This is a genomic window from Sporolactobacillus kofuensis (genome assembly GCF_024125425.1).
Lineage (GTDB): Bacteria > Bacillota > Bacilli > Bacillales > Sporolactobacillaceae > Sporolactobacillus > Sporolactobacillus kofuensis.
In genome coordinates, this window is the sequence record NZ_JAMXWN010000013.1 from 32834 (window position 1) to 56729 (window position 23896).

Consider the following 23896-nt stretch of genomic DNA (forward strand, 5'->3'; position numbering starts at 1 on the left):
AATCGTGAACAGCCAAGGGCATACACCAATGATGCAATCTAAGTGTAAGATTCCTCAAATTCTCCTCCCCGTTTATCAGTCGCAAGCCTTTCGCTCTTTGTGGATCGGCAATACATTTTCTAATTTTGGCTCATCAATTACAGGTGTGATTATTCCACTACTCGTCTACTCTTTATCTCAGTCAACAGTAGCGATGGGTTTGATTATGACTGCGTATATGTTGCCCAATGTACTCATGCTTCCCTTTGCAGGCGTTATCGTTGATAAATATAATCGTGCAAAAATCATGCGTCTGACAGACTTCATTCAAGGTTTCATTGCATTAACAATTATGAGTTTAGCATTGACACATTTGTTAACGATACAATTACTGATCATCTTCGCAGTTATGCTTGGTCTATGTAGCGGTCTGTTTCAGCCGGCTTTTTCCGCAATGCGGGCTTCTGTGTTCACGCCCGACATCCGTACCTCAGCAAATGCTTTGAATCAGCTCAGTGTTCAAGGGATGCGTTTGATCGGTCCGGCGATTGGTGGCATGATTGTCGCACTTTGGTCGGCTCCTGTAGGCTTTGGCATTGACGCCCTAACCTTTTTTATTTCATTTATTTGTCTTCTTTTTTTGACAAAGGAAGGCGAGATTAACAAAAATGTTAAAACAGAAACGGAAAAATCTTCTTTGTTCAAAGAAAGCCTCGGAGGCATTCGAGTTATCAAGAATAACACGTGGCTCTGGGTCACAATTCTCGCTTTTTGCTTCATTAATATTTGTACATCAGGTGTTATTGTGATACTCATTCCATGGCTACTTAATGTGCACGATCATTTTCCTTCTTATGTATATGGCTTTGTAATGTCCGGTGAGGCAGTGGGTTCCGCACTCGCAGCATTTATTTTTGGAATGCGCAAAACCTGGAGGTACCGCGGAATTATTGCATACCTTGGTGTGGGTATCGGTGTTGCCGCTTTTTTGATCATGCCATTTGTTCATAGTCCGGTTGTAATTAGTTTGTTGATGACTCTAGAAGGGCTAGGAAGTATGATTTTTGGATTGATTTGGGAAACCAGTCTCCAGGAATTCGTTGAGCCGGAGTCTTTCGGTCGTGTAGCAAGTCTGGATATGCTCGGATCATTTGCATTGCTTCCGGTCGGTTATCTATTCACCGGTTGGTTTGCAAGTATGATTGGCGGCATCTCTGCCATGGTCGTGTTGAGCATGTCCGGACTGTTCATGATCGCCATTTGTCTCTTTATCCCTGCAATTAGGAACTATGATTAAGCGTGGAAAATGTTTAATTAGTGTCGGGTGATTTCATCAAAACAAAAGCAATGCGTCACATGATCGTTCACCATTCCTGTTGCTTGCATAAAAGCGTAGCAAATCGTTTCGCCAACAAATTTAAAGCCTCTTTTTTTCAAAGCTTTACTCATTACTCGTGATTTTTCACTAGAAGAAGGAATCGAACCTTCCTCCGAGAAATGATGAGTGATTGGTTTACCGCCAATGAATGACCAAATATAATCGCTAAAAGATTGTTCTTGTTCAATTTCCAGATACGCCTTTGCATTGACAATGATCGCATTAATCTTCAATCGATTACGAATGATCCCTGAATTTCCCATCAATTGTTCGACTTTGTCATTATCATAGTTTGCAATGACTTGGGGATCAAAGTTTGCAAATGCCTCTCGATAAGCATCGCGTCGTTTTAAGATGCTGATCCAGCTTAAACCGGCTTGCATACCCTCCAAGCAAAGCATTTCGAATAATTCTTGTGAATCATAGTGAGGACGACCCCATTCAAGATCATGATAGTCGATATAATCAGGATCGGAAGTGGACCATGCACATCTCCTCTTTTCAATCTCATGTTGTACTTTCATCACATTCACCTCGATTTTCGATTAATTAATTAATTTTGTCTTAAAAATGGCATGCATGTGGTTCAGAAACAACTGATGCTGATCGGTAAACGTTGCCATGCCTTTGTTGTGAGCAATTGTTTTATAACCACGGGAATACGCACCGTAAGCAGTTAGAAAATCACAAATATCTGTACAAACACCAGTGAGATGAACAGTATCAATCGAGTGTGCACGTAACATTTGGTCTAAATCGGTACCCATAAAAGCATCATATTCTGGCTTGGGAACAAAAAAGACATTCGATTCAGTCTTATGCGCCTGAAACCAGACATTCAGATTTCCATACAATTCAGCGCCCCATGTTCCTTTAATATTATGAGGCGGCCATAATTGAAAATGTGCATCGTTCTGCTCATGTGCGTCCATACAGAAAAAGATCGGTTTTTCTGCTTCAAAGAATTGATTGGCCATATCGACAATATACGGCACGATTTTCTGTGCCGGCTTGCCTGCTGTCAATCCACCATGCTCATCCACAAAGTCATTACTCATATCAATGATAAGAAGTGCTTCATTCGCCACAAAAAGACCCCCCATTCATAATTAACTCTACTCTATCACGGCTCGCTGTTCCTTAACAGTAAAACGAGAGAAACAATTCTTTCCGTTCATGTGGGATTCTGCTAAAATGAGAACAAGATGATTTGAAAAGAGGAAGATTTGCGATGAAAGCAATTGAAACGACAGAAGAATTTCAGCAAGTCATCAACACACCAAAGACAATCATGATTAAATTTGAAACCACTTGGTGCCCGGACTGCAAAAGGTTGAACATGTACATTGATGATATTATTAAAGATTTTGACTTTGAATGGTATAGCGCGGATCGCGATCAATTTCCAGAACTTGGACGGGATTATCAAGTACTCGGCATCCCCAGCTTGCTGGCTTTCAAGAACGGTAAAAAAATAGCACATCTTCGTGCCGATGACCAATCACCAGAAGAAATTCGTGCCTATCTAGAAACAATTGAAGCTTAAGTTTATCACTCAAAAAGCAGGAATGAAGATAATCTTCATTCCTGCTTTTTATCTTTATCTTCTTTATCCATGTTTCTGATGTGCGCAATCTGAGCGACACTCTGCATAATGACTATTTTCGATTTGTATCGTAGAGTGTTCCAAATGGTAGTCGGCCAGCAACTGTTCTACTTGAGTCAAAATTTGGTCACGATCAACACCATCACTCACGGTCAAATGACAGCTGAGCGAATAAAATCCCGATGTGATTGTCCATATATGCAGATCATGTAGCCCTTGCACCCCATTTAATTGGAGGATGCGACTGCGAACCTCCTCCAGATCTAAATTTTCAGGTTTCGCTTCCATCAAAATATTTACCGATTGGCGCGTAACACCCCATCCGCTCTTTAAGATAATGAGGGATACGAGGATACTTGCAATCGGGTCTGCAATCACCCAACCGAACCACATGATCATGAGTGAGGCAACGATAGCTCCAACCGAGCCAAGCAAATCTCCAAGTACATGGAGAAAAGCACTCCGTATATTCAGGTTCTCTTCTTTTTCTCCATGGATGAGAAGCCCTGCGACAACAATATTGACAACAAGTCCAATGCTCGCAATGAACAACATCTCACTGCTTGCGACAGATTGCGGCACGCGTAAGCGTGAGATTGCTTCGATGATTATTACTAATGAAATAATAAGGAGCAATACCCCGTTAAAAAGTGCGGCTAAGATTTCAAATCGCTTGTAACCGAAGGTTTTATTAGTGTTGGCAGAAGCTCTTGCACTGACTACCATGGCGATAAAACTTAATCCTAATGAGACAGCATCGCTCAGCATATGGCCAGCATCTGATAACAAAGTTAGACTATGACTCAAAAAGCCGCCAATCGCTTCCACGATCATGAACACCGATATAATTAAAAAACTGATAAAGAGCAATTTCTGATTGTTAGATGGATGATGATGCTCATGATTCTGTGTACTTTCATGATTTTTGTTGTGCGTGTCCAATGCGTATCGCCTCGCTTACCGTAAATGCCTAATAACAATTGAACATATGTTTAATCGTTCATATGTATAGTATCGTTCTTACATAATAAAGTGTCAATATTTCTTGCATTTTCTGACGACCATTTTACACAAGCCACAACGAATTTGTTATACTTCTAACACAAGTCATAAGATTGAGGGCGTACACATGATCACTATAACAGGCATTCACCACTGTGCGATTATTTGTTCTGATTACGAGCGAGCCAAACATTTTTACGTTGATTTGCTTGAATTTAAGATTCTTGAGGAAACCTATCGTGCAGAAAGGCATTCTTATAAACTCGACCTTTCGTTACCTGATGGGTCGCAAATTGAATTATTTTCCTTTCCCGCACCGCCTAATCGACAGACACAACCAGAGGCATGTGGGCTGCGACATCTTGCGTTTAAGGTACCCAATGTTGCGGTTGCTGTCCGAGAGTTAAACGACAAAGGTATTGTTACGGAGCCGATTCGAATCGATCCATTAACAAGTAAGCCATTCACATTTTTCAGAGATCCTGATGATTTGCCACTCGAGCTCTATCAGACTTAACTCCATTGTGCTTCGATTACATGTTAAAATAAAAGAGATTTGATACATAATTAAAGGAGGAAAAGCGTTGAGTATTCATATTGAAGCAAAACCAGGCGAAATTGCGGACCGCATTTTACTTCCTGGCGATCCGCTCCGTGCCAAATATATTGCAGAAACATATCTCGAGAATGCGGTACAGTACAACAATGTCAGGGGGATGCTTGGCTATACAGGAACGTATAAAGGTCAAAGAATTTCTGTCCAAGGAACGGGAATGGGCATCCCATCAATTTCAATCTATACCAATGAACTTATTCGCGACTATGGTGTGAAAAAGTTGATTCGCGTCGGTACATGCGGCGGTGTTCAGAAAGATATTCATGTTCGCGATGTCATCCTTGCGATGTCGGCGACAACGGATTCATCCGTGAACCATAGCACATTCCCTACAATTGATTTTGCACCTACTGCGAATTTCGACTTGCTCCAGAAAGCTTATTCGATCGGCAGAGAACTTGGAATCGTTTTACGCGCCGGAAATGTCCTTTCAGCCGATGTCTTTTATCGTGACAGTATGGATATTGTGAAAAAGCTTGGTGAATATGGCGTACTTGCTGTTGAAATGGAAACCTCTGCCTTATACACTTTAGCAGCAAAATATGGTGCACAAGCTCTGACGATCCTCACGGTCAGCGATCATATATTCACTGATGAGGACGATACGACTGCTGCAGAACGGCAAACGTCCTTTAATTCTATGATCAAAATTGCACTTGAAACGGCAATTAACTAATTTATTTTACATGAAAAGCAATGACCCAGAGCCATGCTCCGGATCATTGCTTTTTTGTACTACAAATTTATTGCCTAACCATTCATTGGAAGTTCGCATTATGCTCGAATGAAACATAACATGTGAACGAAGCTTCACTTGTTTTCTTTACCCCTCTTTAAGAAATACTCGTTTATAATGATACGATGATTTTTTAAAATAAGATCAGGGAGATTTTCAATGGAACGAAATTCAAAGGTTTCGGATTCCTTTGAATCAATCTTCCATTCACCAGCCACCATCTCTGCTAAATACGCAATCGTTACTGGAAAATACTGGTCGCCATTTGCAGCTCGTGAAGGCGTCTTTACCCCGGAATATACTTGAAATAATTGCAGATTGTGAATGGTTAATCCGGTCTCTTCAAACACTTCACGTTTCGCTGTTTCTTCAGCCGTCTCCCCTAATTCCATTAAGCCGCCAGGCAATCCCCAGTACTGTTCCGGATATTTACGTTTTTGAAGCAAAACAGCTCCTTGTTTATCAACAATTAATGCAACAGCCCCGACCAACATTACCGGATAATGACCAATCTGCTTTCGAAGTTCTTGTACGTATCCCATCCTACTTCACCTCATTTTGGTTTCTCCACTGTTTGCGCAATTGAACCAGTTGATAAACCCTCGTAACAATGACTTTGCAAACGGCATAAAATGGAATTGCAAGCAGCATACCAATAATCCCCGCCAAATTGCCGGCTACCAACAATAGGCAGATGATTGTTAGTGGGTGAATATCCAGTTTTCTTCCCATAACAAGCGGAGAAATGACGTTTCCTTCTATCTGTTGGACAACTGTAACCCCAACAATGACATAGACAGCGAGTATAGGAGACTGAATAAAAGCCACGATGACAGCGGGAATCGTAGCGATAAAGGAGCCAACGAATGGAATCACATTTGTAAAAAGAATCACAAGTGCTAGTACCAAAGAATAGTGAAGCCCGATGATTAAATACCAAATATAAATGAAAATAAAGTCAAAAAGCAAAACAATCATTTGTCCCTGTATATACCCACTAATCGTCTGATCCATATCTTTTAGAATTTCATGTGCTTTGTCTTGATGTTCTTCTGGAACAAATTTCATTACCCCACGCGACATGCGGTTGCCGTCTTTTAATAGATAAAAGAGTATGAATGGAACAGTCACAATAATCAGTACGGTACCTGTAACCGATTGAATGATTGAAAGGACATTATTCCCAATGGCCGTAACCATTGTTGAGAATGATTTTGAGAATCGATTTGCAAAATCAAGATATGGAATTTCATCGAGATGCATTTTGGAAAACAGTTCACTCTGCTGAAAATTGACGAGTTGATCCCCAAGCTGCTGAATTAACCCCGGCATAGTAGTAATTAGTGAAAGAAATTGATTATATAATACCGGACCAAATGAGAGAATAAGCAGCGTGATGCCACCAATCACAATAAGATAGATAATAATTATGGCTATTACTTTAGGTATCTTTAATCGAACCAATCCTCGAACAAGTGGGCGCAACAGATAATACAATAATCCTGAGATGATGAGTGGGGCAGCAAGGGAGGTAAACAGCACCCCAACGGGTTGAAGAATAAAAGTAAGCTTCGAACCTACCATTAATATTACGAGAATGATTAATAACCAAACGGCAAAACGAAAGTACTTAGACTGTGGCATTTGATTTCCCCTTCTATAGCGATCACCGGTGTGACAACGCAGTATTTACACACATTGTACCCTAATTTTCATTCATTTATCCAATCAATTCCGAACAATACTTTTATAATCGTAAACTCAGAATAAGAAAAACTAAAAAAACACTCCATCCAGATGGTGCATCAAGTGTGCTTCGACCACTCGCTCCAGCAGGCGTCTCGCACGTTCGTGTTTGACTTTTAACTTGTACCAACTATGACTGTGCAAATACGAACACTGATACCATCCAAATTTATATACGCTCTCTTGTACAAAAAAAAACAGTTCCGCATGGGGCAGGACTGTTCTCATTGACTAACTCAATTTTTGAAGCGATTGATCTCTTTTTAGAGTACAAGTTTAAATGGTTTCTCAAGATTCGCCTTAATAGCGGCGAGGAACGATGCAGCAGGTGCGCCATCAATTGCTCGGTGATCAAAGGTGAGGCTAAGTGGAAGCATGCTCCGCTTCTTCAGTTCGTCACCGAAATAAACGGGTTGCTCACTAATTGTACCCACACCGAGAATCCCGACTTCGGGAGGATTCAGCACAGGTGTAAAGAAACCAATACCATAAGTTCCAAGTGAAGTAATCGTAAATGTAGAACCGTTTAATTGAAGTTGGTTCATTTCTGATGCACGCGCCAATTTACTCGCTTTCCTAATTTCTCGAGAGATTGCACTGAGTGATTTTCGATCTGCGTCTTGAATCACCGGTACAACAAGTCCTTCAGGTAGAGCAATTGCAACACCAAGATGCACCGAATCAAACGTCGTTATCGAGTCTCCTTGATAGAGACTATTCATTTCCTTATGATCAAGGAGCGCATTGATTGCCGCTTTTGCAATAAAATCGGTAATGGTTAAGCGCACTTCATCATTAATCTGGTAGGCTTCTCTTGCTTTTTTCTGAAAGGCCAGTAATTCCGTAACATCAGCTGTAGTTTGCAAGGTGAGCTGTGCGGTTTGTTGCAAACTCTGGAACATGCGTTCTGAGATAACCTTCCGCATCCCGGTCACCCGTTTTGTCGTTCCACCAATCGATGGAGGTGTAGCTGAAGGTTTTTCCTCGATCTCAATTGTCTTGTTTTCCGGTTCTACTTTTTGAGTATTTGCAGCATGTTCGACATCAGCCTTTGTAATTCTGCCTAATGGTCCTGAACCGGTAACTGTGGATAGATTAACCTTCATGATTTTAGACAGTCTTCTTGCAGCAGGAGATACACGAAGTCTAGGTTCTTCTTCAGAAGCAATTGCTGTAGCTTGATTGATCTCCACAGTAGGAACATCAGAATCTTCTTGCGTAGGTTGAATCAAAGATGTCGGTTCACCCGGCTCATTTATTGATTCACCTGGTGAACCAATGTATCCTAATGGTTTGCCGATCGGCACTATATCATCAACATCCGCCTCAATTTCGATCAACACACCTTCCTCAGGTGCTTCGAGTTCTTTTTCAATTTTATCTGAACTGATTGAAACTACAGATTCGCCTTTTTTAACCGAATCGCCTTTCTGTTTCAGCCATTCGACAACGGTTCCTTCTTCCATACCCATGCCCATTTTCGGCATAATGATTTCTACAGCCATGTACTTTTCGCTCCTTTCGGTTAAACTCAAGGATCTTCAGCTAACTAAGATAATGCTCAAGAAATAAAATACGGAGTTCATCGTCGACCATCACACAGCTGAAAAAACCTTATCGCCAACCATCACACTGAATGCAGCGAGAATTTTCTCCGGTGAAGGCATGTATAGTTTTTCCAGAGGTGGAGAGAAAGGCACCGGTGCATGGGGAGCAGTCACTCTTTTAATCGGTGCGTCAAGATAATCAAAAGCTTTGTCTCCGACAATAGCTGCAATATCTGTTGCCGCACTGCAACGTGGATATGCTTCATCGACAATAATGAGCCGTCCGGTCTTTTTTACCGAATTGATAATCGTATCTTCATCGAGTGGGGATAATGTTCTTGGATCGATAACTTCAGCTTCAAAGCCTTTCTTCGCAAGTTGATCCGCTGCTTTCATCGCGGTATGCACTTGTTTCCCAATTCCTACAATGGTAAGATCTTTTCCAGCCCGAGTAATTTCTGCTTTTCCAAATGGAATCGTATAGAAGCCTTCACCGACTTCCCCCTTCATTCCATAGAGCGTCTTATCCTCAAATACGATGACCGGATCATCGTCAAAAATAGCATTGAGAAGTAATCCCTTCATATCATATGGATTGCTCGGAACGACAACCTTCAATCCAGGAATATGAGTGAATAGCGCATACAAACTCTGTGAATGTTGTGCAGCCGCATTAAATCCTGCTCCATCTATTGTACGAATGGTGAGTGGGACCTTGGCTTTTCCTCCAAACATATAGTGGAACTTCGCTGCTTGGTTCATTACTTCGTCCAAGCAACTACCGATAAAATCATTAAACATAAGTTCTGAAATCGGTCGCAATCCGGTAGCTGCAGCGGAGACTGCTGCCCCCATATATCCGGATTCAGCTATGGGCGTATCGATAACACGATCACGGCCAAATTCTTCGACAATGCCTTTGGTGACACCAAAAACACCGCCCCATGCGCCTTGGTCTTGCAAATGATCGACTTCGGCACCTCCCGCTACATCTTCACCAATTAAGATAACGCTTTCATCTTTACGCATTGCCAAACGAATCGCATCATTTATTGCATCTGAATAACTCATTTTGACTGCCATTGCAAGCACCTCCGGATTTCACAGATCGAATTAATAAGAAACATAGACGTCGGTTGTCACTTCACCTTCACCTGGAAACGGACTTTCCTCACTAAATCGAATAGCTTCCTCAATCGCTGCCTTCACTTGATCGTCAATCTCTCTAATGTCCTCTTCAGACAAAATCTTGTGCTCTTTCACAAATTGCTGATAGCGTAAAATGGCATCATCATCTGTAACTGCTTTTTGCTGCATGTCTTTATCTTTATAGGATTGTGTATCACCTTCAAAATGTCCGAAGTCACGATAGGTGAGACATTCCAGAATTGTTGGTCCTTCTCCGTTGCGTGCACGTTCCACTGCCTTACCCGCTGCTTCATATACAGCAGCTAAGTCTTTTCCGTCCACAGTCTCCCCGGAAATTTTATACACTTTGGCAAAGTCTGAAATTCGATCAGCTGCAGCAGCATAATCGAATGTGGATGCCTCACCAAATCCATTATTTTCACACACAAAAATAACCGGAAGCTTCCAAATCGCAGCCATATTCACTGCTTCATGAAATGTGCCGTGATTGCTTGCGCCGTCTCCAAAGAAGCAAACAGCTACATCATTTGTTTTTTTCACCTTTGCAGTTAATCCTGCACCAATTGCAAGTGGTAATCCTGCGCCAACAATTCCGTTCGCTCCGAGCATCCCCTTCGATACATCTGCGATATGCATCGAGCCGCCTTTTCCTTTACATAGACCGGTGGCACGTCCAAATATTTCCGCCATCATCCCATTTAGATCACAGCCTTTGGCAATACAATGCCCATGCCCACGATGAGTACTTGTGATGCTGTCATTATCTGTAAGATGTGCACAAACACCTACTGCAACAGCTTCTTCACCGGCATAAAGGTGCACAAAACCAGGAATTTCTCCTTTCGCAAAGATGTCATGAACTGCGGTTTCAAATTGGCGAATTTCTTGCATTTTAGTATAAATCCATCTTGCGGTGTCAACGGTCATGTCTTTTGCGGATGCTTGTGTTTCTGTTTGCATTCTGACTCCTCCCGTCATTTACCACATACCAAAATTGGCACACACCAATTTTGTAAGCGGTTACTTTCACAACAATAATACCTCAATTATAAAAGTTAGGCAAAAAAATAGATTTACAAATTTCGCATCTTTACTTATTTCATCTTTAAAAATGCTCCAAAAAATTTCACAAAAATACCTGGTGTGATTTGAAAAAGCTTGGCACCAATAGCCATGTACCATGGAAGGTTGAGTTCACGTTTGTTCCGTTCAATAGCATTGAACACTCTTTCTGCAACGTGATGGGGCTCCAATAAAAAACGTCCCGCTGATTCCACATAATGACCGGACGGATCTGCAATATTCAGAAAAGGGGTGCGAATCGGACCTGGATTCACAACCAATACGCGAAGGCCTTCATTTTCAAGTTCCATGCGCAGTCCATCAGAAAAACCTATAACGGCATGTTTCGTCGCTCCATACACAATTGATTTAGGCGTGGTCACCTTTCCCGCCATTGAAGCGATATTGACCAACTGTTTCCGTTCCCCTTTAAGAAGCAAAGGCAGTGCAGCTTTTGAACAAGCAATTAACCCAAGAACATTGACTTTGAACATATGCTCAATGCTCTGATCAGTCATTTCTGTAAATCTTTGAAATTGGCCATAGCCTGCACAATTAATGCAAATGTCGATAATGCCAAATTGATCTTCTATTTTTCTAAAAACATCAGAGACAGCTTCGGATTTGGTAATGTCAAGCGTCATACTGAATGCTCGACCACCCTCACTATTAATTTGTTGCTTAATTTCAGTAAGTCTCTTCTCATTCCGTGCAAGCAGCACCACTATTGCTCCTTTTTGGGCAAAGAGCAACGCTAACTCACTGCCTAATCCACTTGAAGCTCCTGTAATCACAACAACTCTATTCTTAAGCATCCCTCAATCACCTTCACGCAAGATCTTCAAAATTATTCTTCTATTATAGAAAACAATTGAAACATATGAAAAGCATTTACGAAACAGGAACCCATTTACCTAAAATATAAATTTGAATTTTATTGGATTTGATTTCTTGTTGATAACGATGATTTTTCTGACATTGAATTTGATCTCTTCATTGTCTGATTATCAATGAACAAAATCTGTTCATTAGCCTCTTGAATTTTACATTGTTCCTAATTAATCGGGAAATAACGATGAAATCAGTTATGATTTCCTACAATACGGTAAATTTGTCCGGGATCTTCAGTATGTAAAAATCAAAAAAATTGTCGTATTTGGAAAGGCTTTCATAAATAAATGAATATTTTTAATATTTTGTTGTAACTTTTACTGACATGTTATGTTATAATAATTTCATTCGAAAGAAGGGGGCATCAGATACATGAAAGAATTATCTGCAAGTGTTGATTCATTATGGGTATTGATTGCAGCAATCTTAGTTCTTCTTATGCAAGCAGGTTTCGCTTTTCTTGAGTCAGGTTCTCTGCAAAGCAAGAACGCTGGCCACATTACAGGCAAGCAAATTATCACTCTTGCTATATCATCGATTGTCTTCTGGGCAGTTGGTTATGGTGTAGCATTTGGTGATGGAAATGCATTTATTGGCGGTTCTAAATTTTTCTTGAGCGGTGTTCCAAGTGGCGCTGACTCTATTTTCTTCCTTTTCCAACTTGCTTTCGCCGCTGTGTCCCTTGCTATTGCTTGGGGTGGTTTTGCAGAACGTGCAAAACTATCAGTATATTTCATTTTTGGTACTGTGTTTATCGCTATTATCTATCCGGTCGTTGGTCACTGGGTATGGGGCGGCGGCTGGCTAAGTACACTCGGTATGCAAGACTTTGCCGGATCAACAGTCGTTCACCTTCAAGGTGCAACTGCAGCTCTTGTAGGTACATTACTCCTCGGACCTAGAATTGGAAAATTCAAAGACGGAAAACCACAAACGATTCCAGCTCACAGCATTCCTTTCGTTTATCTTGGTACATTTATTCTTTGGATTGGCTGGTTCGGATTTAACGCCGGTAGTACTGTAAGTATCGGCAATGGTATGTTCTTCGGCTATGTTGCATTGACAACGAACATGGCAGCAGCTGCAGGTGCTCTTGGCGCACTGTTCGCTGCAATGATCCTCAGAAAAACAGCTGATATCGGAGCTATGTGTAATGGTGTTCTTGCAGCACTCGTTGCTATCACAGCATCTTGTGCGTTCGTTGAACCTTGGGCTGCGATCGTTATTGGTGCCGTTGCCGGTGCGTTCACGTACTGGACTGCAATTGCCCTTGAAGCTAAAGGTCTTGACGATCCGATCTATGCATTCTCTGTTCATGGTATCTCAGGTATCATCGGTACACTGTCAACCGGATTCTTTGCAGCTCCTGCACTCGTGAAATTGGCTGGTGTTGGTAAAGCAGGTCTCTTCTATGGTGGCGGCTTCCACCAATTAGGTGTTCAAGCGCTTGGTGTTGTTGCAGCATTTGCATTCGTTGCAGTTGCATCCTTCATCGTACTTGCTATCATGAAAGCAACAATGGGACTTCGCGTTTCTGCTGAGGCTGAAAAAGCAGGTCTCGATATTAGTGAACACGGTGCATATGGTTACGGTGAAACGAAATAATTAACCTACTTAATGCATAAGTTAAAAGTACATGATAAGAGGGGCTTCCTTGAATAGGAAGCCCCTCTTTTTTATGTGTATCAATAACCGATAAATGAAGTTGATTATGCTCTTGGTTGCATCTTTAATTGAAAGTGCCAAAGATCATGAGCAAGAAATGTATGAGGAAATAACGATTTTGCCTCATTCAACAGACCCAATTGTTCTTTTCTTTGGTAGCGAGAACTTAAATGCGTCAAGATTAATGTCTTTACCGATGACTGTCTCGCCGTTTCAGCGGCTTGAATGGATGTCGAATGATGATAATCATGGGCCAACTGTTCGGCATCCCCTCGAAAAGTAGCTTCATGAACCAATACATCTGCATTCTCTGCAAGCTCAACAGTTGCAGCACAGGTTCGTGTATCTCCTAAGACTGTGATAATGCGACCTTTTCTTTTTTCACCAATGAATGCTGCAGTCTCTAATTTCGTTCCATCTGGCAATTCTACCTCAGATTGTTCCTTAATTAACTTATAGATCGGGCCCGGGGTAACGCCGATCGCTTTCAATTTATCAACCAATAATTCACCTTGTTGATCTTTTTCAGTTACTCGATATCCGTAACTTTTAATGCCATGATCCAACTCACGAGCAGTAACCACAAAATGAGCATTTTCATAAACAACGCCGTTATGCTCAATTTCAATTACCGTCACAGGAAAGTGGAGATGCGTTCCCGATAGTTTCAGAGAAGTTTCTACATATTCCTTTAAACCAACTGGACCAATCAAGTGCAATGGCGTTTCTGCTCCTTGAAACGAACGGCTACCTAAAATGCCGGGCAATCCAAATAAATGGTCGCCGTGTAAATGGGTGACAAAGATTACGGTTAATTTTGTTAGCTTAACAGATGTATACAGAACTTGTCGTTGAGTGCCCTCGCCACAATCAAAGAGCCAGAGATCACCATCATATTCTGGAAACCCTAAAGCCATCGAAGTCACATTTCTTTCTTTCGCCGGCATTCCTGCACCCGTGCCTAGAAAAGTAAAATTCATTCCATCCACCCTTTTTTCAACGCATAAAGCACGAATCTCTATCTTTTTTCCGTCTTTTTCGTTTCTTCCTCATTTTGTCTTGCTGATGACTGCTCATTCAGTAATCGAGCAGCAGGTGTTAATGTAAAATCGCCAAAACGGTCATTGAGTTCGTTAACTAAACCCATAAGACGCTCAGTTTTGGCATCCTCTTGATAAGTGAAAATGTCCAGTTGTTTCGTTGACTCACTTACGGGTTGAAAATCAGCGAGTGTTAGACCAAGTAAACGAACAGCTGAATGATTCCAATTTTTTTGGAAAAGTGCGTACGCAACATTCACAATTTCATCCTGATCATTGAGGGGCTGAACAGTGGACCTCTGTCTTGTAACCGTTGTCCAGTCATAATAACGAATGGTCACAGTAATTCCATAACTCACCACGTGCTCTCTGTGTAATTGAATGACTAATTCTGAAGCGAGTTTCTGAAAAGTGCTTCGTATGAGATCTAACGAACGCGTATCACGCGCTAACGTGACCGAATGACCAATACTCTTATACCGATCCCAAGCTTCAGGATCAACAGGTCGATCATCATTACCATTAGCATGCGCATGGAGACGGTTCATGTTAATTCCGTACTTCGTTGCTATGTACTGAGGATCTTTTCGAGCAAGATCACCGATTGTAAACATACCGTCTTTAATCAGTATTTTTTCTGTCTTCGGACCAACGCCATGCATTTTTCCAATCGGTAACGGCCAAAGTTTATCGGCAAGTTCACGCTTTCGAATTACGGTTACTCCCATTGGTTTCTTCATATTAGAAGCCATTTTAGCTAGGAATTTATTGGGTGCAATGCCAATACTACAAGGCAAATGGAGTTCCTTTGCAATTCGCGCTTGTATATCAGAAGCCAATCGGAGTGGATGAATGCGTTCAATCTGCCCCGTAACATCGAGATAACCTTCATCGATTGATGCTTTCTCAACAAGCGGGGTATAGGACATAAGCATCTGAAAGAGATGCTCCGATGTTCTGCGATACAACGGAAAGTCCGGATGTTTGACAATCAAGCCCGGGCACCGTTTTTGTGCCTCCTGAACAGTCATCGTGGTACGAACACCCATTTTTCTTGCCTCATAACTACTCGTGACAATAATTCCATGACGTTCTTCGGGTTTTCCCGCAATTGCAAGTGGCCGACCTTCTAACTCCGGATGATTCGCGATTTCCACCGAGGCGTAAAAACTATTCATATCAATATGAAAAATTACGCTCGCTTTCCCCATCGTTTCTCATCCCCTTATTGCGACCCACCAATGTATTAATTAATCGTTCATGGCCGCTTGATCGATCAGTGCCAAGACTAATTCACCGGTCTTTACCAATTCAGCAATAGCTATTTTTTCTTTTACCGTATGAATGTTCTCATAACCGACACCAAGATTCAGCGTCGGTATACCTTTTCCGCAAACGACATTGGCATCACTACCTCCACCACTTTGTAAAAGTCGTGCTGTTCTGCCTACCTTCTCAATGGCCTTTGAGGCGAATTGAACCAATGCATCTTTAGCTTCAAAGCGGTATCCAGGATACATGAATTGTACGTGAACATCAGCCGTTCCACCCATTGCGTCAGCAGTTGTTTCAAATGCCTCACTCATTTTTTTCACTTGACGATCCATTTTATCTTTATTCAGAGACCGAGCTTCCGCTAGGACTTTAACAGAATCACAAACGATGTTGGTTGCTTTTCCGCCTTCAAAACGGCCAATATTTGCTGTTGTCTCTTTATCAATACGACCTAGTGGCATCATCGCTATCGCTTTTGCCGCAATGGTGATCGCCGATATACCTTTTTCAGGTTCAATGCCAGCATGAGCGGTCTTTCCATAGAGATTTACTTCTAATTTCGTTTGATAGGGTGCGGCAATGATAAGATCACCAACGGGTCCGTCACTGTCGAGTTCGAAACCATAATCTGCATGAATAAGAGACGTATCAAGTGCCTTAGCACCGACAAGTCCTGATTCCTCGCCAACGGTAACCACAACCTGCACTTCTGCATGGTCAAGTCGTTCCTCTTGAATGACGCGAAGAGCTTCAAGTATTGCTGAGACACCCGCCTTATCGTCTGAACCTAATATTGTTGTACCGTCAGATTTGATATATCCATCACTGACAATTGGTTTAACCGATTGTCCTGGAAAAACCGTATCCATATGTGCACCAAAGAAGATTGGTGTACCCTTTACTGTTGCTGGCAATGTACAAATCAAATTATTTGCACCATGACCAGTCGCTCTCTTCGCATCATCTTCCTTAACGTCCAATCCCAATGCCTCGAATTTGTTTTTAAGCACTTGAAAAATTCGTGCTTCATTACCCGTCTCAGAATCCACCTTCACTAATTCACAGAAATTGTCTACCAACTGATTTTTATCGATCATGACATTCACCCATTTCGTTTAGGACAGAATGATCTATTCCGGTCCATTCTTGTCCAATTTAATACATTCCTAGTTATTTTATCATATCATTCGCATTGAATTTATTCTCTTGATTGAAAAGATCACAGATCTTCTACTATAATGAAACAAGTAATTGTAGAAAGGATCTTATCCATGTCGAAAAAACTATTTAAATTCGTAGTTTATGTGATGATCGGTGCCCTTGTTTTATCAACTGTATCAGCTTTTATTATTGCGATTGTAAATGAAGCGCTTAATTAATGGCGCTTTTCTCATTTCCTTCTCCACGCACTGGAAGCAAGATCGAAAATAGTGTGCCTTTACCATAGTCACTGCTCACATGAATCTCTCCATGATGCACATCGATAATCTTTTTCACGATTGAGAGACCCAATCCATTTCCTCCTTGTTTACGATTACGTGAGCGATCGGCTTTATAGAAACGTTCAAAAAGATGTACAAAATCTTCTTTTTTTATACCTATTCCGCTATCTGTTAGTCGAAAACAAATCTGATCACCTATTTTTTTTAATTCTATTCTTATTTCACCTTGGTTCGGGGTGAACTTTATACTATTGTGAATCAAATTCATCCACACCTGATTCATCAACTCAGAGTCTGCATTAATAAATACAGGATCAAGATTAATTGTCATTCGTAATTGTTTCTTACTCCATTGCGGTTCTAACGCAAGCACACAGGATCTAATTTGTCGATCCGGACGATAATTGGTCATATGCAACGGATGTCTACCATTCTCAAGAGCCGTCAGCTTCAGCAGATGATCGCTTAGCTTCGATAACCGATCAGTTTCAGTCTGTATAATCTTAAGATAGTGATCGTGCTTTTCTTTTGAAAGTTGATCATTTTCAAGTGCTCGTGCAAATCCTTTAATTGATGTAAGCGGTGACTGAATTTCATGTGAGACATTTGATATGAATTCTTGACGTACTTTTTCCAACTGCCCTAACTCTTTTGCCATATCATGTACACTGTCGGCAAGCTGAATGAATGGATTGTCTTTATGAATACCCTCATGTGCAATCGGAAGATCGAGTTTAATTTCGAAATTCCCTTTGGCTATTTGTCGAATCGCTTGAGTGATGGTCTGAAGATAATTGAGTCTCATCGGTTTTACTCGCTTACCAACCTGGATCATAAGGATAACAAACGAAAGAAAACCGAAAAAAGCACTAATCAAATGAAGAACGATCGGCGGCCATGATAAGTGATATACGTTCAAAATAAAATCCACAGCAATGTAAAAGATAATCCATAGTGCGTTCAGAAGGAGCAAGAAGAAGAGAAAGAGACTTCGGGCTTTGATACGTTTCCATGACAATAATCTCATAGACGTTCATCCAATCGATAGCCGAGTCCACGAACAGTCTTGATTTCAAATCCAGAGTTTTCATTTGAAAAGCGTTCACGCAATCGCTTTATATGGACATCAACTGTTCGTTCGTCCCCTACATAGTCATATCCCCAGATCTCTTCAATGAGATCATCTCGTGTAAAGGTTCGGCCTGGAGAGCTGGCAAGCATGAATAAAAGCTCGAACTCCTTCATTGGGATCATGATCGATTTGCTGCCGTGATGAATCGTGAATGATTTTCGATCCAGATTTAACTTTCCAACCCGCACTGTCTGGGAAACAGAAACCTGATAGCGCTTAAGTAAAGCTTTGACACGCATCACCAGTTCAATTGGTTCGAAAGGTTTAACGAGATAATCATCTGCACCCAGTCTGAAACCTTTCACCTTTTGCATCGTTTCTCCTTTTGCAGTAAGCATCAGAATAGGCGTTTGCCAAGCTTTTCTGACTTCATGGCAAAATGTCCACCCATCCATTTCCGGCATCATAATATCCAGAACAATTAACCCAATGGACTCCCGCTCTAAGTAGTGCAGTGCTTCTTTTCCATTTTCTGCTTCGATACACGACATTGCTTCATTTTCTAGAAAGAGCGTTACAAGTTCACGAATATGCGGATCATCGTCTACAACAAGAACTTTATTCATAGACTCCTACCTCCTTCAATTACAGTTCAGTTCATTCACCCATAGTTTGCAGTGTAACTATGAACAGAAGATGAATCAAGTCAATTCTGCTGCAAAGAATGAAGGATAGTTGATTGGCATAATGATTTCTATACTGAGTATTTTCCGAAATAATGTGGCTGATTTTTTCCTTGACTATTTATGTCAGACGTTGCGCTCTTTGTATGATGCATTGAATCGTCGAATAATCTTCATTGGGCGGAGCTCCATCATGACAATACTCACTACTACAAGTGCTGCTCCGAAATATCCACTTGTCGATAACTGTTCACCTGTAAAGAGAAAGGCAAATAATGCCGCAAACACGGGTTCAAGTGTAAAAATTATCCCAGCGTGAACCGAAGAAGTGAAGTGCTGTGCGACAACTTGTATCATATACCCTGCAGCACTACATAAAATACCAAGTCCCAGTACAGAAATCCAGGCACCTGGAGTATGTGGCAAGTGTACACCTTCAGTAAAAAGAGAAAGGAACAACGCGATAGCCCCAACAAAACCCATTTGCCATACGCCTAATGCAATCGCATGAACACGCTTAACAAATCGATCGGCAAAAACGATATAGCCTGCGTTAAAAAGTGCACCCAAAATACAATAAAGATCTCCGAGATTAACTTGAGCATCGCTTCCACCAGTCAATAAAAAGATGCCAAGTAAAGAGACACAACCACTCAATAGAACTTTCCGCTCCGGAATTTTCCGAATCAGCAAAGCTTCAATTAGGGGAACAAATAGAACGGTGAGACTTACTAAGAAGCCTGCTTTTGATGCAGATGTTGTCTTCACACCAAGCATAATAAAAAGAAAGACGCCAAGGAGAATAATGCTTAAATAAAAGCTATACATGAATGTCTGTCGATTTGTTTTTCGAATCCATTGATTGAATAACAAAACGGTGATGACAAAAGCAATTAAAAAGCGTAAGCCAATTAAGTTGAACACGCCTAATGAATCAAGTCCGGTTTTCATAAATAAATAGGAGGATCCCCAAAATAAGGTGACGACAACAAGCATCCAATCTGCTTTTTTTTGATTCATCGGTCTTTTTCCTTCAATCATCAATTAATCATTTTCCATATATAGTATAAAAGCATCATTGGCATTAATAAAATGAATGTTTATAATCATGAACATGAACATTTTTCATTTACATAAGGAGACCAACGATGAGTCTGATTAAGTATCAAATCTTAGTTAAAGTCGTGGATGTCAGCAGTTTTACAAAGGCTGCTGATCAACTTGGACTTACACAATCAGCAGTTAGCCATGCTGTCACGAGCTTGGAAAATACATTTGGTTTCCTATTAATTAATAGAGATCGATCCGGAATTACGCTTACTCGTGAAGGAGAATCACTTCTCCCTTCGATTCGGGCGATACTTAGGATGGATGATAAAATTCATCAAGAAGCCTCCGCCTTACTCGGTGTTGCAAGCGGTACAGTTTCAGTCGGTGTATTTACGAGTGTGTCCAAACATCTTCTTCCTCAAATCATTCAAAGGATGGACAAAAAGTATCCATTTATTAAAATTCGATTATCCGAAGGCAACTATAAAGAGATTGAGGATGGTTTATCCAGCGGCGAATTAGATTGTGGCTTTATCAACAAGCGATCATTCAAACCTTTTGATGTGACCCCTCTAAAAAAGGACCGTATGCTTTGCATCGTCTCATCAGAGAGTTCGCTCTACGACGCTTCAGACGTTTCATTTCGTCAAATTGAGAACGAATCATTTATTATGCCTGCATTCGGAGGCTATCATGAAGTCAAACGACTATTAGCAGAACACCACTGTCGACCAAATGTCCGGTTTGAATTGATGGAAGAAAATGCGATTTTAGCAATGATCACGCACCACCTGGGGATCAGTATCCTCCCCGAGATGGTCCTTCCGGAAGACATTTCGCCGCTGAAAGCCATTCCCTTAATATCCAATAGCTACAGATCAATCAGCCTTGCAACACGAAATCCTCCTTCCCCTGCTGCAAAAGCATTTACCGATGTCACGAAAGAAGTCATCATAGACTTTGAAAGCTAAGATTCTCGCTTCAAAGATAAGGTTAATACAAAATTTTCACTAGAGAATAAAGAAAAGCTGCGAGCCAAGTGAGACCCTGCAGACAACGGCGATCGAGGAAGCTCACGGATCGCCCGCGGCAAGCGAGCAACCGGAGTGTCATTGAAGCATAAGTTTCAACGCGCGCCAATCTAAGGAATGTTGACAGTAAAAAGCGTAACTACTAGAATTTACTTTAATTAGCTAAACAATAGAGTCGAACACGCTCATTTTTTAGTCGATAAAAGGAGTCGATTGATTTGTGCAAATCATAACATCTAAATGGCGAGGAACCGTGGCAATTCCACCTTCCAAAAGTTATGCACATCGCGCGATTATCGCCGCCGCGCTGGCGGGTGGCAACAGTACGATCAAACATGTCGCTCTGTCCTCCGATATGCAAGCGACACTACATGCCATGCAAACACTTGGTGCAAAGATCACATTGAGTAAGGGTAACACTAATACTTTATATACACTCTCAGTATGTGGCATTTCTCGAAAGGTTCATGATGATGCGCCCCAAATCGATTGTAATGAATCCGGATCAACACTGAGATTTACAATTCCTATTGCATTAGCTTTACGTGGAGCAGCAACATTTAGAGGTGCTGGACGATTGGCACAGAGATCTCTAGCGCCTTATCAACATCTGTTCACAGATAAAAAGATTGAATGGAACCAAGAATGTAATCAATTTCCACTACATATTCAAGGTACCTTGAAACCTGGAAAATTTATGATCACAGGAAAGATCAGTTCGCAATTCATCAGCGGTTTGCTTTTCGCCTTACCGCTTTTAACAGATAAATCGACGTTGATCATTACTGACACACTTGAATCAAGAAATTATGTAGCGATGACACGCGATGTCCTTAAGCATTTCGGGGTTTATATAGAGCAATCAAAAAACACCTATCTCGTCACACCGAGTGCGTATCGTCCGAAGACATACACCGTAGAGGGGGACTGGTCTCAGGCAGCCTTCCTGCTCTTAATGGGTCTGCTTGGTGAACGCGTGGCCATTAGTGGTCTTAACCCAATGAGTATCCAGGGTGATCGAATCATAGAATCCATCTTTAAATCTATGGGTGGAACTCTGTATTGGGAAGGTCCGTTGCTTGTCGCTGAAAAATCTTCCTTAAAGGCAACTACCGTTAATGTCTCTCAGTGCCCGGATCTTGCTCCGGCAATTGCCGGAGCAATGGCACTCGCTGAAGGAAGAAGTGTTATTACTGGAGGAAAAAGATTAAGGGATAAAGAATCCGATCGGATTACTTCAGTTGCCGAAGCGTTAACATCTCTCGGCGCAAAGGTATCTGAAACTGAAGACGGCATGATCATTGACGGTGTGCCCGAGCTACGAAGCGCTCGGGTATCTTCCATGAATGATCATCGACTGGCGATGATGCTTTCTGCACTTAGTGTCGCAGTTCACGGTGAAATTCGACTTGAACAGGCAGAAGCAGTGAATAAATCATGGCCTGAATTCTATCAAATTGTTAATCAATTAGGAGGCCAATGTATTGAGTAGTTGTTGGGGAAATCAAATTAAATTAACCATTTTTGGAGAGTCACATGGGACAGCCATTGGCGGGGTGATTGATGGGTTACCACCGGGATTGACGATTGACTTTGATGAAGTCGGCTTCCAAATGAAACGCCGTGCTCCTGGTCAACATCAATGGTCAACGCATCGTCATGAGACGGATGAATGGGAACTATTAAGCGGCATGTTTCAAGGAAAGACAACGGGTACGCCTCTTGCCTTCCAGATTCGGAATCGAGATCAGAAATCGAAAGCCTATGCGGAGCTGAATATTGTGCCTCGACCAAGCCATGCTGATTTCACAGGAAATGTTCGTTACCATGGCTATCAAGATTATCGCGGCGGGGGTCACTTTTCTGGTCGCCTGACTGCACCTCTTGTTTTCGCCGGCGCTGTTGCTCGTCAAGTACTAGCGACCAAAAACATTCAGATTGGCGGACATATTCGGACAATTGGTACGCTCTCGGATACACGATTCAACCCTATTGATCCTGCCTCTCACCTTTTCCGTGAAGTCGCCCTAAAACAATTTCCAGTTATTGATGATACTGCTGGCGATCAAATGAAAGCATTGATCGAGTCTGCCCGTAAAGATTGTGATTCCGTAGGCGGGACTGTGGAAGCCGCAATTATTGGTGTCCCTGCAGGTATTGGTTCCCCTATTTTTGATGCACTGGAAAGCAGTATGGCCTCTATTCTTTTTGCGATTCCCGCTGTTAAAGGCGTATCATTTGGGGATGGATTCGACATTACAACATTGCGCGGTAGTCAGGCAAATGATCAATATGATCAAATGGATGACCAAAGAAACCTCACCACGAGTAGTAATCACAATGGAGGTATTTTAGGAGGGATTACCAGTGGCATGCCTATCCTCTTAAATGTCGCCTTTAAGCCTACCGCCTCAATTGCTAAGCCGCAACAGTCAATAAATATGAGGACCGGTGAACAGACGAAATTAATCGTTAAAGGAAGACATGATCCTTGCATTGTACCACGCGCAGTACCTGTTGTTGAAGCAGCAATGGCCTTCTCACTTCTCGATTCGATCTGCCAAATCAAAGGTTTGGAGTACTGGTCATGAATGAAATCCAACGGTACCGTCAATCCATTGATTCTATTGATGAACAACTGAGCAGCCTGCTAAACCAACGCATGGTGATCACTCGTTCTATAGCAAGATACAAAACGGAACATGACTGTTCTGTTCTCGATTCTCAACGAGAGAAAGAGATCTTGAAAAAAGCACGACAGCGTTGTACAACTGAAGAGCTTACCCCCTATCATGAATCTTTCTTTACTCATGTGCTTGCACTTAGCCGTCAGTATCAGCAATCGATAGTGACAAGAGAACACACAAAATAATCATCGAGCTTATCGATTAAAAAGAAACACCTCTCTTACCCATAAAGAATGGAC

25 protein-coding genes are annotated in these 23896 nt (G+C 41.6%); 10 read left to right on the forward strand and 15 right to left on the reverse strand.

Going from position 1 to position 23896, the window contains the following annotated elements:
- The first annotated feature begins 28 nt into the window (after nt 1–28).
- Nucleotides 29–1276, forward strand: coding sequence for an MFS transporter (locus tag NIE32_RS11050; RefSeq protein ID WP_253077005.1), 1248 nt, complete (start codon nt 29–31; stop codon nt 1274–1276).
- A 17-nt stretch (nt 1277–1293) separates the two neighbouring features.
- Here the strand turns inward: NIE32_RS11050 and NIE32_RS11055 are convergent, their stop codons facing one another.
- Together NIE32_RS11055 and NIE32_RS11060 are read right to left on the reverse strand one after the other, a co-directional pair.
- Nucleotides 1294–1881: a DNA-3-methyladenine glycosylase I gene (locus NIE32_RS11055; protein ID WP_253076957.1), complete on the reverse strand. Its 588-nt coding sequence runs from the start codon at nt 1879–1881 to the stop codon at nt 1294–1296.
- 21 nt (nt 1882–1902) lie between these two features.
- Nucleotides 1903–2445, reverse strand: coding sequence for a cysteine hydrolase family protein (locus NIE32_RS11060; RefSeq protein ID WP_253076958.1), 543 nt, complete (start codon nt 2443–2445; stop codon nt 1903–1905).
- A 143-nt stretch (nt 2446–2588) separates the two neighbouring features.
- Here NIE32_RS11060 and NIE32_RS11065 point away from each other — a divergent pair, with 143 nt between their 5' ends.
- The gene (locus tag NIE32_RS11065) at nt 2589–2903 is read left to right on the forward strand and encodes a thioredoxin family protein (protein WP_253076959.1); all 315 of its coding nucleotides are present in this window, start codon (nt 2589–2591) and stop codon (nt 2901–2903) included.
- A 63-nt stretch (nt 2904–2966) separates the two neighbouring features.
- Here the strand turns inward: NIE32_RS11065 and NIE32_RS11070 are convergent, their stop codons facing one another.
- Complete coding sequence (locus tag NIE32_RS11070) at nt 2967–3905, reverse strand: cation diffusion facilitator family transporter (RefSeq protein WP_253076960.1); 939 nt, start codon at nt 3903–3905, stop codon at nt 2967–2969.
- A 187-nt stretch (nt 3906–4092) separates the two neighbouring features.
- Here NIE32_RS11070 and gloA2 point away from each other — a divergent pair, with 187 nt between their 5' ends.
- Nucleotides 4093–4482: an SMU1112c/YaeR family gloxylase I-like metalloprotein gene (gloA2, locus tag NIE32_RS11075; RefSeq protein ID WP_290443595.1), complete on the forward strand. Its 390-nt coding sequence runs from the start codon at nt 4093–4095 to the stop codon at nt 4480–4482.
- A gap of 67 nt (nt 4483–4549) precedes the next feature.
- Nucleotides 4550–5257 (forward strand): purine-nucleoside phosphorylase, encoded by a 708-nt coding sequence (deoD, locus tag NIE32_RS11080; RefSeq protein WP_253076961.1) that lies wholly within the window; start codon nt 4550–4552, stop codon nt 5255–5257.
- A gap of 134 nt (nt 5258–5391) precedes the next feature.
- Here the strand turns inward: deoD and NIE32_RS11085 are convergent, their stop codons facing one another.
- The 6 genes from NIE32_RS11085 to NIE32_RS11110 all read right to left on the reverse strand — a co-directional run bounded on the left by NIE32_RS11085 (nt 5392) and on the right by NIE32_RS11110 (nt 11636).
- Nucleotides 5392–5859 carry an NUDIX hydrolase gene (locus NIE32_RS11085; RefSeq protein WP_253076962.1) on the reverse strand — a complete coding sequence of 156 codons (468 nt, stop codon included), beginning with the start codon at nt 5857–5859 and terminating at the stop codon, nt 5392–5394.
- Nucleotide 5860: 1 nt separating this feature from the next.
- The gene (locus NIE32_RS11090; protein WP_253076963.1) at nt 5861–6961 is read right to left on the reverse strand and encodes an AI-2E family transporter; all 1101 of its coding nucleotides are present in this window, start codon (nt 6959–6961) and stop codon (nt 5861–5863) included.
- 365 nt (nt 6962–7326) lie between these two features.
- Nucleotides 7327–8568, reverse strand: coding sequence for a dihydrolipoamide acetyltransferase family protein (locus NIE32_RS11095; protein WP_253076964.1), 1242 nt, complete (start codon nt 8566–8568; stop codon nt 7327–7329).
- A 90-nt stretch (nt 8569–8658) separates the two neighbouring features.
- Nucleotides 8659–9693, reverse strand: a complete 1035-nt coding sequence (locus tag NIE32_RS11100) for an alpha-ketoacid dehydrogenase subunit beta (RefSeq protein ID WP_253076965.1) — start codon at nt 9691–9693, stop codon at nt 8659–8661.
- A 30-nt stretch (nt 9694–9723) separates the two neighbouring features.
- Complete coding sequence (locus tag NIE32_RS11105; RefSeq protein WP_253076966.1) at nt 9724–10719, reverse strand: thiamine pyrophosphate-dependent dehydrogenase E1 component subunit alpha; 996 nt, start codon at nt 10717–10719, stop codon at nt 9724–9726.
- Nucleotides 10720–10853: 134 nt separating this feature from the next.
- Complete coding sequence (locus tag NIE32_RS11110; protein ID WP_253076967.1) at nt 10854–11636, reverse strand: SDR family NAD(P)-dependent oxidoreductase; 783 nt, start codon at nt 11634–11636, stop codon at nt 10854–10856.
- A gap of 448 nt (nt 11637–12084) precedes the next feature.
- Here NIE32_RS11110 and NIE32_RS11115 point away from each other — a divergent pair, with 448 nt between their 5' ends.
- Nucleotides 12085–13317 carry an ammonium transporter gene (locus NIE32_RS11115; RefSeq protein WP_253076968.1) on the forward strand — a complete coding sequence of 411 codons (1233 nt, stop codon included), beginning with the start codon at nt 12085–12087 and terminating at the stop codon, nt 13315–13317.
- A gap of 104 nt (nt 13318–13421) precedes the next feature.
- Here NIE32_RS11115 and rnz read toward each other — a convergent pair whose 3' ends face one another.
- Genes rnz through NIE32_RS11130 form a run of 3 tightly spaced genes read right to left on the reverse strand, consistent with a single transcriptional unit; the run spans nt 13422 to nt 16789 of the window.
- Nucleotides 13422–14357: a ribonuclease Z gene (gene rnz, locus NIE32_RS11120; RefSeq protein ID WP_253076969.1), complete on the reverse strand. Its 936-nt coding sequence runs from the start codon at nt 14355–14357 to the stop codon at nt 13422–13424.
- A 38-nt stretch (nt 14358–14395) separates the two neighbouring features.
- Nucleotides 14396–15628 carry a DNA polymerase IV gene (locus NIE32_RS11125; protein WP_253076970.1) on the reverse strand — a complete coding sequence of 411 codons (1233 nt, stop codon included), beginning with the start codon at nt 15626–15628 and terminating at the stop codon, nt 14396–14398.
- A 39-nt stretch (nt 15629–15667) separates the two neighbouring features.
- Nucleotides 15668–16789 carry a M20/M25/M40 family metallo-hydrolase gene (locus tag NIE32_RS11130; protein WP_253076971.1) on the reverse strand — a complete coding sequence of 374 codons (1122 nt, stop codon included), beginning with the start codon at nt 16787–16789 and terminating at the stop codon, nt 15668–15670.
- A gap of 174 nt (nt 16790–16963) precedes the next feature.
- Here NIE32_RS11130 and prli42 point away from each other — a divergent pair, with 174 nt between their 5' ends.
- Nucleotides 16964–17071, forward strand: coding sequence for a stressosome-associated protein Prli42 (prli42, locus tag NIE32_RS14385; protein ID WP_354327354.1), 108 nt, complete (start codon nt 16964–16966; stop codon nt 17069–17071).
- Here the strand turns inward: prli42 and NIE32_RS11135 are convergent.
- From NIE32_RS11135 to NIE32_RS11145, 3 genes are all read right to left on the reverse strand, one after another.
- The gene (locus tag NIE32_RS11135) at nt 17064–18161 is read right to left on the reverse strand and encodes a sensor histidine kinase (RefSeq protein ID WP_253076972.1); all 1098 of its coding nucleotides are present in this window, start codon (nt 18159–18161) and stop codon (nt 17064–17066) included. The two genes, prli42 and NIE32_RS11135, sit on opposite strands and share 8 nt — an antisense overlap.
- Entirely contained in the window at nt 18158–18832 is a 675-nt protein-coding gene (locus NIE32_RS11140) for a response regulator transcription factor (protein ID WP_253076973.1), read from the reverse strand. The genes NIE32_RS11135 and NIE32_RS11140 overlap by 4 nt, the downstream gene beginning before the upstream one ends.
- Nucleotides 18833–19015: 183 nt before the next feature.
- Nucleotides 19016–19909, reverse strand: coding sequence for a DMT family transporter (locus NIE32_RS11145; RefSeq protein WP_253076974.1), 894 nt, complete (start codon nt 19907–19909; stop codon nt 19016–19018).
- 128 nt (nt 19910–20037) lie between these two features.
- On the opposite strand from NIE32_RS11145, the gene NIE32_RS11150 reads away from it, so the two are divergent.
- The 4 genes from NIE32_RS11150 (at nt 20038) to NIE32_RS11165 (ending at nt 23842) form a co-directional block, all read left to right on the forward strand.
- Complete coding sequence (locus tag NIE32_RS11150) at nt 20038–20910, forward strand: LysR family transcriptional regulator (protein WP_253076975.1); 873 nt, start codon at nt 20038–20040, stop codon at nt 20908–20910.
- 280 nt (nt 20911–21190) lie between these two features.
- On the forward strand, nt 21191–22462 hold the full coding sequence (gene aroA, locus NIE32_RS11155) for a 3-phosphoshikimate 1-carboxyvinyltransferase (protein WP_253076976.1): 1272 nt from the start codon (nt 21191–21193) through the stop codon (nt 22460–22462).
- A complete protein-coding gene (gene aroC / locus NIE32_RS11160) occupies nt 22455–23561 on the forward strand; it encodes a chorismate synthase (protein ID WP_253076977.1) in 1107 nt (368 codons plus the stop codon). Before aroA ends, aroC begins: the two co-directional genes overlap by 8 nt.
- Entirely contained in the window at nt 23558–23842 is a 285-nt protein-coding gene (locus NIE32_RS11165) for a chorismate mutase (RefSeq protein ID WP_253076978.1), read from the forward strand. The genes aroC and NIE32_RS11165 overlap by 4 nt, the downstream gene beginning before the upstream one ends.
- Nucleotides 23843–23896 lie beyond the last annotated feature (54 nt).